The 13,057-nt window shown below is 42.8% G+C and carries 8 protein-coding genes; 3 read left to right on the plus strand and 5 right to left on the minus strand.

The window, feature by feature from the left end; genetic code table 11:
* Positions 1–2: 2 nt before the first annotated feature.
* The 5 genes from HC752_RS18735 to HC752_RS18755 all read right to left on the minus strand — a co-directional run bounded on the left by HC752_RS18735 (position 3) and on the right by HC752_RS18755 (position 6,784).
* Positions 3–1,433, minus strand: a complete 1,431-nt coding sequence (locus HC752_RS18735) for an MSHA biogenesis protein MshI (RefSeq protein WP_190336704.1) — start codon at positions 1,431–1,433, stop codon at positions 3–5.
* Positions 1,434–1,443: 10 nt separating this feature from the next.
* Positions 1,444–3,429, minus strand: coding sequence for an RNase E specificity factor CsrD (csrD, locus tag HC752_RS18740; protein WP_190336705.1), 1,986 nt, complete (start codon positions 3,427–3,429; stop codon positions 1,444–1,446).
* A 505-nt stretch (positions 3,430–3,934) separates the two neighbouring features.
* Positions 3,935–4,903: a DMT family transporter gene (locus HC752_RS18745; protein WP_190336706.1), complete on the minus strand. Its 969-nt coding sequence runs from the start codon at positions 4,901–4,903 to the stop codon at positions 3,935–3,937.
* Positions 4,900–5,907 (minus strand): spermine/spermidine synthase domain-containing protein, encoded by a 1,008-nt coding sequence (locus HC752_RS18750; RefSeq protein ID WP_190336707.1) that lies wholly within the window; start codon positions 5,905–5,907, stop codon positions 4,900–4,902. Before HC752_RS18750 ends, HC752_RS18745 begins: the two co-directional genes overlap by 4 nt.
* Before the next feature lie 325 nt (positions 5,908–6,232).
* Positions 6,233–6,784, minus strand: a complete 552-nt coding sequence (locus HC752_RS18755) for a single-stranded DNA-binding protein (protein ID WP_190336708.1) — start codon at positions 6,782–6,784, stop codon at positions 6,233–6,235.
* Positions 6,785–7,169: 385 nt separating this feature from the next.
* Between HC752_RS18755 and galU the strand changes: the two genes are divergently transcribed.
* The 3 genes from galU to HC752_RS18770 all read left to right on the plus strand — a co-directional run bounded on the left by galU (position 7,170) and on the right by HC752_RS18770 (position 12,830).
* Entirely contained in the window at positions 7,170–8,039 is an 870-nt protein-coding gene (gene galU, locus HC752_RS18760; RefSeq protein WP_190336709.1) for a UTP--glucose-1-phosphate uridylyltransferase GalU, read from the plus strand.
* 127 nt (positions 8,040–8,166) lie between these two features.
* Positions 8,167–10,989, plus strand: coding sequence for an excinuclease ABC subunit UvrA (gene uvrA / locus HC752_RS18765; RefSeq protein ID WP_190336710.1), 2,823 nt, complete (start codon positions 8,167–8,169; stop codon positions 10,987–10,989).
* A 71-nt stretch (positions 10,990–11,060) separates the two neighbouring features.
* Positions 11,061–12,830: a PglL family O-oligosaccharyltransferase gene (locus tag HC752_RS18770; RefSeq protein WP_190336711.1), complete on the plus strand. Its 1,770-nt coding sequence runs from the start codon at positions 11,061–11,063 to the stop codon at positions 12,828–12,830.
* Positions 12,831–13,057: the final 227 nt, after the last annotated feature.

The following is a 13,057-nucleotide window of genomic DNA, read 5'->3' on the forward strand; positions in this document are numbered from 1 at the left end:
CGTTATTCACTCCCTCGTTTCGCTTGCAGTTCAAAGGTCACGATATCGCTGTCATTTCTACCGATATTAAATTGCTCAAAATTACGTCCAACTAAATCCAACTCGTTTCTAAATTGTTTTATCCAGCTCGGAACGGCACTTGGCGTTCGGGCTAACCCTGATACGTTAAGTGTGTTTTGGCTAATGGTTATTCTACTGAGTGATATGTCATTTCTACCTAATCGAGATAACGCCCCCATAATGCCTGAATAGCCGGCTTGTTTTTGGTTATCAAATTGCCCGACGGCATTAAGGGAGGCTTCTTTTGATTTGATTTCTTCTTCGATTCTAACGACAGCATCTAATTTATTTGGAGATGGCTTATGCTCACCTAACATTGCTTGCAGTTCCACTAACTGAGTTTTAAGCAATTTCGATTGCTCTGATAAGCGTGAAATTTTCGTTTTTTCGGTAAGAATTTGATACTCATTAAAACCGTAGTAACTCAGCATTACTGCCCCAACTATCAGCCAACTTAACGCAACCACCGGCAGAGTGAAGAATTCTTTCTTCGGCTTAAGATGATCTGGGTATAAATTGACATGATATTCATGTGTAAGGGCATAAAGAGAAAGCACTTCCCCACAACGTTGATCTTCTTCCATCAGCGTTTCAACTTTAACACTAAGCCTTTCTTCTAAAGCCGAAGTCAGCTCCTCATCGACTTCGTCATCACAACAAATAAAGAGTTTATGGAATTGCGCCTGTTTGATTTGGGAACTGAGATAATCGACCGACCGTTGCATTTCCAATGCAAGACCATCAACCTGAAGGCTGCTCGCTTGAGGCCCAGTAAGAGGAGCCGACACGCCACGAATGGTCCGGTGAAAACATATATTTCTTCCAACATAGGCATTGATTTTAAAGTTGCTTTGTGCACTTTGATGGAGTAACAAAAAATCTTCTGCTTGCTGATGAGTCTGCCCCCAAACTTCATCTTCAGGCAGAATTCTTTCCAGCTTCACTTGGCATTTTTCTAGTATGGTCAGCAAAGGCGTCAACGTTCTCTTACTCAGTACGTACGCTTGAATCTTATTACTATTGGGTAAAGCGATACCATCAGCCACGATGTCTGATATTCGCTCTGTGATCAGGTCTTTGAGTAAAAAAGGAAGGGCAACCGACCATTCTTCTGCGGGTAGCTCAGGTCGTTCAATCTGATACGTTTGATAATGATGAGAACCCAATACAATCACGACACTGGAATTCACATATTGCTCTTCAGCCAAAAGCTTGAGAAGCGTTTTTTCCCAGCCGGTCTCTTTGACTGAGTATGATTCGACCTTATTATCTAATAAGCAGTAAACGGCATCTTCAAGGAGAGCTAGACTCACCTTTTTTGTACTGGAACTTTTTCCTTTACAGCGTTCTAGCAAAGAAACCATTTTATTCATTACTTACTGCTCATATTTTCTGTCGCCATCGATTTCTGCGACCAATTTTAACCTTTGACGCAAGATGTTTTGGAAAGAGCAATTCTTCTTTTTCGAAAAACCGACCTTGACCTCCGTCAATGCCCAAATTTTGTAACGCTATCCATTCAGAAGCATTTTCGACCCCAACAGCAATAACTTTAGTTTTACTGTCCATGCAAGCACCAATTAAGCTTCTTATGAACAACTGATTTTCTTGCCTTTGATCTATTTTTTTTATCAAACTGCGATGCAGTTTAAGATAATCAACATCCAGATCTTTTATGTAATGTGTACTTACTATTGTCCTACCAGCTTGATGAACAATAATTTTGCATCCCAACCCAGAGATCATACGAATAACGGGCCGTACATAATCTAAATTTTTTACTAAACTACTTTCCGAGAACTCAAAGCTAATTCTTTTCCGCATTTCATTTGGCAGTTGCAATAGTTCATCTCGGAGCCAACGTGTGTAGATCTTTTCCTTGAATGGAAGCACGTTTATATTTAAAGAATAACATATTCTTTCATTTTTCGTCTTTAACCAGTCGAGAATTTCTTGAATAACCACACGATCCATGGTGGTTTCATAACCAACTTGTTCAATAGCACCCATAAATCGAGAGGCCTTTATAATGGCTCCGCTTTCATCCTTCAGCCTTAGAAACAATTCATGATGCAATAATTCATCTTGTTGATTCTCTCTTATAAAACAGGATTGCGAATATATCTGTATACTAGACGAGCAAAGTGTTTTGTCGAACAGTGTCCTCCAACGGACATTGCCTCTGGCAATATCTTTCTTTTGCTTTTTATCAAACCGAAACCAATTATTCACGAGCTCTATTTGTGCCGTTTTCAATGCTGTTTCAGCCTCGTCTAATATATAACCACGTCGCTCCCCTTCAGAATATAAACTTGCCCCAATATGACACCAGTTATCATGAGACAATGGTGAGAGCGGCTCTATTTTGGAAATCTGTTTGATGATTTGGCTACAAAGTGACTCTATTTCTTTGCTGCTTTGATGAGGAACCAAAATGGCAAAATCAGACTCATAGTAGCGAGAAAATATAACATCCGGAAAGCGCTGAACAATGTTAGATAAACGTTGTCCAACCTCAATCGTAAATTCATCAACGGACGCTTTATCGTTGAATGAGGTAACATCATCCCAAGATTTGATCCTAAATAATACAATCCCACCGTATGAGCCCGCTTCTTGTAGACTCGCCTCTAACTTGGAATCAAAGAGCACTCGATTTGCCGCCCCAGTCAGTTGGTCTAAAAAAGTATGGGTGCGAATAAAGGTATCAAAGCGACTGCGCTCTTGCCGTGAATCTCCTAATTCTTCGATTAACTTATCTAACGCCTCGCTTGCGGTGTAAGGCCATTCTCGTTCGTCACCTTTGGCAAACTCTTGTGTTTTCCCGGCAAGGATCATTCGTCCTCTTTCTTCTAACAGTTCAGATCCATAAAGCTGATCCTTAAGCCACTTTATGCCTTGTCTTAAACAAAAAACGATCAGCAAGACGGCTAGCGTAATCGAAGACATAGCACCGACGGAATACTCAAGCCCAACATACGGCGGCAATACTGTAAAATGAATTTGGTAGCTAGGGTGGTGTTGCAACGGATAAGTCAGCTGCTGTGCTCGTTCGACCTGCAAAAAGGAACGTGTGTCTTTGTAGTAATACAGTGAACCCGATGGCGAGGTGACCTCCATTTCGAGTACATTACTGGCCTGAAGCAATTTGGGTAGCCATTTGGCCATAGATTCGGTCGCTTCAGGATTATCCAACTCAGAATCGACAACATCCACGATGCCTGAAATATAGTGGTGGACATACTCCTGCCCTATTCGCTTAAACGATAGCGTCCCACCAATAAAAAGGATAAACATCGCACTGACGACTATCATGGTCACAAATGCAACCAATCGAGTGCTTAATTTGAGCGTAGGGGTGTATCGCATTGTCAGGCGAATTCCTTTTCTTGCCAGTTCAAGTAAGACTGCTAGAGTCTGTTAACCTTTCATGATCACATTTTGTTCGAGTTCTAGGCATTATCGCCCATAAGGCAGAACGACGGCACTGAATAGGCGCTACTTTGTATAAAGACCTCAAAAATGACTGCAAAAAACAATCCCGAAACGTCAACAAACTCTAGTAATACGAGGTTTTCTTTTTTAATGAATCGCACAATCGATATCGTGCTCAAGTGACCTTATACTCTGAGGTAACTTGAGTATGAGGTAGCTTGAGTATATTGTGAGTAGGGAATGGATGATACACAAGTTATTTGATAAAAACCCAAACAAAAGCCGCGAACATTCGCAGCTTTGTTGATTATTATGAAACACTTAAAGATGGTGATTCGTTTCATTCTTCTAAAAATTTTTTAGAGCAGTAAAGTATGCCGTATTTTCACTGAACCGCCGTGAGATAGTAAAACGCCATAAGGCAAAATGCGAAAACGGGTCACACGTCTCCCTCTTGAGTTATCGAGTATGAGTTCGCTTCTGCATTCTCTTTCGAGCGCTTACTTACCCTTAACCCACAAGCAACACCTATGATAACCAGCACGATTGCTGCAAACTCCCCACTATTTGGCAGTCTCTCATCGGCAATAAACCCGTAAACTAAACTCGAAATGGTTTCAAACACGATTAACTGACCCGCTAAAGCGACCGGTAAATGTCGAGAGGCTTGATTCCATAATATAGTGGCAAGCCAAGAAACGACGATCCCAAGGAAGAGGCAAGCAGCAATAATTTGAAGAAAACGCTCATCTCCAGTACTTGTTAAAAAATTCAGCGCATTGGTGAACATGCCTAATATAGGAAAAGCGATAATGCTTTGAGCTAGGCAGCATACTCCTATCGCTAGAGACCATGAGTTAGAGGAGACGTTTGGATTTTCTTTCAAAAAACGCGAATTTTTTACTCCGTAATAGGTCCATAGACCCAACGATATGAAAGCCAATAATGCGCCCACGACAAAGTTTTCGCTTTCACCCGTGTCGATATCACTTAAGCTAAAAGTCACCATTCCACTTAAGATAAACGCTACAGGAACGACTAGGCTCTTAAACGAATACTCTTTCTCTACAATATTGCCTGCAATGATGAGTGACACTGGAAGAATACCAATTATCAAGGCGGATATCGTAATGCCGCTATAGTGTATGCTGCTCGTCAGAAACAAGTAATACCCTACGTTACCTGCGAAACCTAAAGCGAAAGCAGTAATCCACTGGTCCTTTGATAATTTATCCCAGCTCTTTCGAGTGAATAGGATTAATACCAGAGAAACGATGCCATAGACCAAATATCGACCAAAAGCGATAACCATTGGGTTAGCTTCTGGAAGAATATGAGGGATAAGGAACGCCGTTCCCCATATGCAATTTACCAGTATTCCCAGTGCAATAAATGTCCCTGTACTCATTCAAACACTTCCTCATGTGTCGCAATATCTACAGTCGCAAGATTGTTATCGTCTATCACTTTTTTTTCACTAGAAGAAATAGCCTTCCTAATCGGCTTTGGAAGATTGAAACAATGTTCGTGACTCATGTGATCGTAGTATGTTAAGGCGTCTAACTTTATCTGCCCGAGATTGTTTCCCAAAGTATGAGAGGATATCCTGTCAGGATTAATGTTCATGCTCGCGTATAAAAAGCCCCACGGCGTCCCGTATGAGGGGACAAAACTTGAGTAACTACAAACAAAATCAAAGCAACGCCTAATGGTATCCCTGACCCGCAAATGAAACCCTAAATCAAGAGGATTCATCTGTCCGGCTTGGGTAACAACAGCGCCATTTGTGGTGAGCAGCGATTTGACTTTCTGATAAAAAGCGTGGGTAAATAGTTGTGGTACATAACTGTCTCCAGTCGAATCTGGTAAATCTGCGATCACCAAATCATATGTCCCTATGGCTTCATCGCTTAACTCATGCAACCAATCATACGGATTGGAATGAAAATGCAATGTGTGTTGAAAAGGTAATGGACCACTCCAATGCAGAAATGGCAAGTAATGCTTTGATAAGGCATATAGTTGCGGGTCGATATCAACCTGAACCACTTCTTCTACACTTGGAATCAACCTAAGTCTATTGAGCACTCCGCCATTGGCACCACCAAAACACAGTACACGCTTTATGTCATGCCTGAATGCAAAGGCAGGAAAAATAATCCGATTCGGACTAAACCCACAATCCAGTGCAAGCTGCATGTGCTTGCGCGAATTTACGAAAATCCCAAAGCCATTTGATTCCAACATTTTTAACAAGGTTGGATTATCATTTGCCATTGACGCAAAGTGAATTCCGAGATGAGGATAAGGAACTGACTTGAATTGGTTAATGTTCTTTTGAATGAGTGATTCACTGTAGAAGTAAAAAGATGAGTCACCTAGATTGGCTCTTTCTAATAATATCCTTTCCATAAACATTCCCTGTTGGTTAACAAACTTGCTCCCTGAAACACACTAAAACGAGAAAAACGCCCCTCCCAATACAAAATCGAAACATTAATTTAACAATTAAACGAAAATATGCAAATCAATGTATAGATTTATTGCTCATATAAAAGGGCACTGCTGCTCATCTCATCAGCCAAGAAACAGAGCCAACCTGAAAGCCATCTGACTCGGTGTTAGTGAATAAGACCGCACCACTCAATGCGAATGAAAGAAAAATAAAAAAACCCGCTAGGTTAGCGGGTTCATGTCATTTAGGTGCTTATTTTTACACTGTTAAGTTTTACAACAGTTAGAACGGAATATCGTCATCGAAATCCATTGGTGGCTCATTATATTGAGGTTGAGCCTGTTGTGGCGCTTGGTGTTGCGGCTGTGGCTGCTGCTGCGCTGCTGGCTGCTGGTAAGATTGTTGCTGTGTTGGCTGCTGTGGCTGCCCCCAGCCTCCTTGCTGTTGTCCCATACCTTGAGCTGGAGCACCTTGCCCTTGCTGACGCCCACCCAGCATTTGCATTACACCATTAAAGCCTTGAACAACCACTTCTGTCGTGTAGCGTTCTTGCCCATTTTGGTCTTGCCATTTACGCGTTTGCAATTGACCTTCAATGTATACTTGCGAGCCTTTACGCAAATATTCGCCTGCCACTTCAGCCAGTTTTCCAAACAAAGCAACACGGTGCCATTCTGTTTTTTCACGCTGCTCACCTGTCGCTTTATCACGCCACGATTCTGAAGTCGCAATGGTAATGTTTGCCACAGCACCGCCGCTAGGCATATAGCGGATTTCTGGGTCATTACCTAAATTCCCCACCAAAATAACTTTATTGATTCCACGGCTAGCCATGTTTTGCTCCGTCTAAATTCACTTCGACTAAAATTTAACGTTCAAGGATACCATGATATCAGCAATGCTCAAATCAAGGTCGACATAGTAAAAGTAATGTGATTTGTGTTTACTTCCAAGTTATCTCTTGCAATAGGCACTATCACTTTGAAGCGACAAAGTACAGCGCTATTTTTTCACACTGATCCTGCCAGATAAACAGACAAAATCACACCTATACAAGAGGTTAAAACTGGATGTTAAAAATCGCATTCAAGCAATACCGTAAAAAAAAACAATATCAGCTCTCTCAAAAATGTGCATTTGTTGCAGTTCGATTCATAACGCCATCATGATAGAGTTAGACCCACGTTTTAGGATCAGAGCAATTCAATTAGGATAGATTATGATTAAAAAGTGTTTGTTCCCAGCAGCTGGCTACGGTACACGCTTCCTACCTGCAACAAAATCAATGCCCAAAGAAATGATGCCAATCGTGAGTAAACCCCTCATAGAATATGGCGTAGAAGAAGCGATCGAAGCAGGCATGGACGGCATGTGCATTGTGACCGGCCGCGGTAAGCATTCCATCATGGATCATTTCGATAAAAACTACGAACTTGAACATCAAATCAGTGGTACCAATAAAGAAGAACTGCTGGTCGATATTCGAAACGTGATTGAGTCCGCTAACTTTACGTACATCCGCCAACGTGAAATGAAAGGCTTGGGACACGCCATTTTGACTGGCAAGGAATTGGTTGGTGACAACCCATTCGCTGTTGTACTTGCCGATGACCTTTGTGTAAACGAAACGCAAGGCGTATTGAGTCAGATGGTTGCCCTTTATAAGCAATTTCGCTGCTCAATTGTCGCCGTACAAGAAGTGCCGGAAAATGAGACTCATAAATACGGCGTCATCTCTGGCGAAATGATCAAAGACGATCTCTTCCGTGTTGATGACATGGTTGAGAAGCCAGAGGCAGGCACGGCACCCAGTAACTTAGCAATCATCGGGCGCTATATTCTGACTCCCGATATTTTCGAACTTATCGAGCAAACAGAGCCTGGCAAAGGTGGCGAAATTCAAATTACCGATGCCCTTCTAAAGCAAGCAAAAGCAGGCTGTGTTTTAGCGTATAAATTTAAAGGTAAAAGGTTCGACTGTGGTAGTGTCGAAGGGTACATCGAAGCGACAAACTACTGCTTCGAAAACCTTTACCAAAAGGACAAAAAGAAGACAGAGTTAGATAAGCACTCGACCCATAAAGCATAGGTTCTTCTTTCTGGATGAAGTAACAGTACCACAGTTAATATACTGTTATTTTATCCAGTATTTTTTCTTTGCACAAAAATAAGTCTATGCAATACTTGTGGCTATCAATTACACAAGAGCATAGCAGATGGACACCATTGATGTACGTGGCGCCAGAACCCACAACCTCAAAAATATAAACCTCACCATTCCACGAGACAAATTAATTGTCATTACTGGGCTTTCTGGCTCAGGAAAGTCTTCTTTAGCCTTTGATACGCTTTATGCGGAAGGGCAGCGACGCTATGTTGAGTCTTTATCGGCCTATGCTCGCCAGTTTCTTTCGTTGATGGAAAAACCGGATGTTGACCACATTGAAGGTTTATCCCCTGCGATCTCTATTGAGCAAAAATCAACGTCTCACAACCCAAGATCGACCGTGGGCACAATTACAGAGATATATGACTACCTTCGACTGTTGTACGCACGCGTAGGTGAGCCTCGTTGTCCTGATCACAAAACGCCGTTGGCCGCTCAAACAATTAGCCAAATGGTCGACAAGGTATTAGAGCTGCCTGAAGGCAGTAAAATGATGTTGCTTGCTCCTATCGTGAAAGAACGAAAAGGGGAGCACGTTAAGACGTTAGAAAATTTAGCGGCGCAAGGCTTTATTCGAGCACGAATTGATGGCGACATTTGCGATCTGTCCGATCCTCCCACTTTAGAACTTCATAAGAAACATACGATAGAGGTTGTTGTTGATCGATTTAAAGTGCGAAGCGATCTTCAGCAGCGTTTGGCCGAATCATTTGAAACAGCATTAGAGCTTTCTGGCGGCATTGCCTCAGTATGTGATATGGATGATTCATCCAAGCAAGATGTCATTTTTTCCGCTAACTTCGCATGCTCACACTGTGGCTATAGCATGCAAGAACTTGAGCCGAGGCTGTTTTCATTCAACAACCCTGCGGGTGCATGCCATACCTGTGATGGCTTGGGCGTACAACAGTTTTTTGACCCTAGTCGAGTTATTGTGGATGCATCAATCAGTCTGGCGGATGGTGCGATTCGAGGCTGGGACAGAAAGAACTATTATTACTATCAAATGCTGGGTTCCGTCGCGAATCATTACGGATTTGACTTAGAAACGCCTTTCGATCAATTACCCAAAAAACTTCAAGAGGTGGTGCTTCGAGGTTCTGGTCGTACTCAAATTGAGTTTACGTACATCAATGATCGAGGTGACAGTCGCACAAAGAAACACCCATTTGAAGGCATTCTGAATACACTAGAACGACGCTACAGAGACACAGAGTCCAATTCTGTTCGTGAAGAGCTGTCCAAGTACATTTCAACCAAGTCTTGCGGTACGTGTAGCGGTACTCGACTGCGCACGGAAGCCCGTAATGTGTTTATTGATGACACGCCACTACCCGCAGTTGCAGAGATGAGCATCAGCGATGCCATGTCGTTCTTTCAAAATCTCGAACTCACTGGGCAAAAAGCCAAAATTGCCGAAAAAATCATGAAAGAGATCAACGATAGACTTCATTTTCTGATCAATGTTGGTCTTAATTACCTCAACCTTTCTCGAAGTGCCGAAACGTTATCGGGTGGTGAAGCCCAAAGAATTCGACTGGCTAGCCAGATCGGTGCGGGTTTGGTTGGTGTGATGTATGTTTTAGATGAGCCATCTATCGGTCTTCACCAACGAGACAATGAAAGGCTACTAAAAACGCTGACACACCTAAGAGACTTAGGGAATACCGTTTTGGTTGTCGAACACGACGAAGATGCCATACGCTGTGCTGACCATGTCATTGATATTGGTCCAGGGGCTGGCGTGCACGGCGGTGAAGTGGTTGCAGAAGGCGATATGCAAGCGATTCTCGACAATCCAAACTCTCTGACTGGTCAGTATCTCAGTGGAGTAAAATCGATCGCAGTTCCCAAAGAACGCACACCAATGGACCCGAAAAAGGTCGTTGAATTGATCGGTGCCTCTGGAAACAATCTGAAAAATGTGGACCTCTCGATCCCTGTTGGTTTATTCACTTGTATTACGGGCGTATCGGGCTCAGGTAAATCAACGTTAATCAATGATACCTTTTACAAGATTGCACAAACTCAGCTGAACGGAGCCACAATTGCCACCCCGTCTCCATATAAAAAGATCATCGGTCTTGAACATTTCGACAAAGTCATCGATATCGATCAAAGCCCAATAGGTCGAACGCCACGTTCGAACCCTGCAACCTACACAGGGATATTCACACCTATTCGTGAACTCTTTGCGGGCACGCAAGAATCACGAGCGCGAGGGTATAAGCCGGGTCGCTTTAGCTTTAACGTTCGCGGAGGTCGTTGTGAAGCTTGTCAGGGAGATGGTGTGATTAAGGTTGAGATGCATTTCTTGCCCGATGTCTATGTACCGTGCGATGTTTGTGCAGGCAAACGCTACAACCGAGAAACATTAGAAGTTCGATACAAAGGAAAAACCATTGATGAAGTGCTAGAAATGACCGTCGAAGACGCCCGTGAATTCTTTGACCCAGTACCTGTTATCGCAAGAAAGCTTCAAACGTTAATGGATGTTGGTTTGTCTTACATTCGACTTGGGCAAGCAGCAACTACGCTTTCAGGTGGTGAAGCGCAACGAGTCAAGTTAGCCAGAGAGCTCTCTAAACGCGATACAGGCAAAACGCTGTACATTCTTGATGAACCGACAACGGGCCTGCACTTCCATGATATCCAGCAATTACTGGTCGTCTTACATCGTCTAAGAGATCATGGGAATACGGTTGTGGTGATCGAACACAATCTGGATGTCGTCAAAACCGCAGACTGGGTCGTTGATTTAGGACCAGAAGGAGGACAAGGTGGCGGTGAAATCATTGCGCAGGGAACTCCAGAGGAAGTCGCAAAAATAAAAGGTTCGCATACCGCTCGCTTCTTAAAACCTATGCTTTAAAACAAAAAATGATAGTATCGCTCAACGGTCTGGCTTCAGACCGTTGAAATCTATTAAGGAAACATTCAAATATGGCCACTCTGCTCGTCCGGGGAACACTGCTCGAGTCCAATAAATCCCGAACTCCGCTCAATCGAAAATTTTTAATTACGATGGCGTGTACGTTTTTAATTGCCATGAATGTATTTATGCCAAACCCTGGTGGCTCAGGTCTGGCGCTCCCCTTTAACCCTTCAACTTGGATAGGGCTTTCTTTGGCGCTAGCATTAGGGTTCTATCAGATATCCAGCCACTACCAAATTCGTTACTCCAAACTTGGGGTGGTACTCCTCTTGTGTGGAACGGTTCTCACTATCCCTGTATTTCTGCCTAACGCCATTGTAGAAGAGTCCATAGGTCGAATATTAGGGTTATGGTCGGGGTTACTATTCTTTTTTGTCTTACAGCAGTTTCAATTTACGAACAAACAAAAACAGCGCTTGCTTTGGTTTGTTCTCATTGCAACGGTATTACAAGGGGTCTTTGGATACGTACAGTTCCTTGTTCTAGAGCCAAATAATCCATTCGGTTATAACACAATAGCCAACCGCCCTTATGGCATTTTTCAGCAACCAAATGTTTTTGCCAGTTTTTTAGCGACAGGGTTGGTCCTTTCTGGCTATCTACTTGCTAGGCAACCTCAAAAATACAGACGAAAACTGGGGCAATTGATTTTCCTTACCTTCGTACCTGCACTCTGCGTATCGCTGCTTGTTATCGTAGCCTCCAGAACGGGATGGTTAGGCGCAACGCTGGCATCCATACTGGTAATTCCTTACTTAATAAGGTTTTCCACCCCAAAAAGAGTCTGTGCTTGGCTCGCATCGATAGTCGCCGGCCTATTACTTGGTCTTGCAGTTCCTCAATTTGCCGATTCCAATTTTAATCAACTAATAAAAGATAAGCAGCATTTAGAGAGTTCAAGAAGCGTCTTTTTTCCGCAAGCTATCGATATGATCATCGAGAAACCATTTACGGGTTATGGGTACGGTCAGTTTGAATCGTCTTATGTTTTATATACGGCAAGGCAACATCAATTAAATGGTGATTACCCACCAGCCATAACGGCGTTGGATCACCCTCACAATGAACTTATGTTATGGGGCATAGAAGGCGGCGTGGCAACGATAGTCGCCATTCTAATCGCTGGCTTATACACCATTTACAAGGCTTCATCAGCCCGAAAAGGAACCAAACTGGCACTCTTGGCACTGTTTGTTCCCATTGCTGTCCACAGCCAATTAGAGTATCCGTTCTATCATTCTGCCATCCACTGGGTAACATTCATCATTCTGCTCTACTGGCTTGATCAAAGAACGGCTCGATACAAAACGGTGAAATTTAGTGTCATCAGTAAAATTACGCTGAGAGTATTAAGCCTAGTGTTACCTATTTTAACCATGTTCTATATGCTCAGTACTCTGCACACAAACTACGTACTCACTCAGTTTGAAAAATCTCAACCAAGAAACCCTGAAATTCTCGATAAAATCAGCAACCCTGTTGCGTGGAAAGACCGTTACGATTGGGATATTTACAGCACATACCTGACCATAGGATTATATTCAGGGGATAAGACCTTGATAGAGCCTTACATTCAATGGTCGCAAGACATGATAAAACGAAAACCGAGACCCGCTTTTTACAATAACTTGATCGTGGCTTATCGAGGAATGGGTAACGACAATAAAGCAAAACAAATCCAAGAAGAAGCCGAGTACCTATTCCCAAAACTGGATTTCTCGAAAGTCCGTTACTCAAAAGCATCGCAAGCCATTATCACAGGAAACAATGATAAGTAACGTGTGCTCGGGTAAACAACAAACTCAAGGGAAATAACAAACTCAGAGCAAACACGTTTCAGGACGAGACATAAACAGAAAAAAAGCCGCTCGTCTAAAGTAATGCCGATCGTTTAAGACTCTTGAACGATCCTTAATAGTCTTCATAATCGGTCCCAGATATGTATCTGGGACCGATTTTTTATGTCTGAATTTTCTTTAGAACTTCAAGCTACTGCTGAATTTCA

The organism is Vibrio sp. S9_S30 (assembly GCF_014694455.1).
In the GTDB taxonomy this organism is placed as follows: domain Bacteria; phylum Pseudomonadota; class Gammaproteobacteria; order Enterobacterales; family Vibrionaceae; genus Vibrio.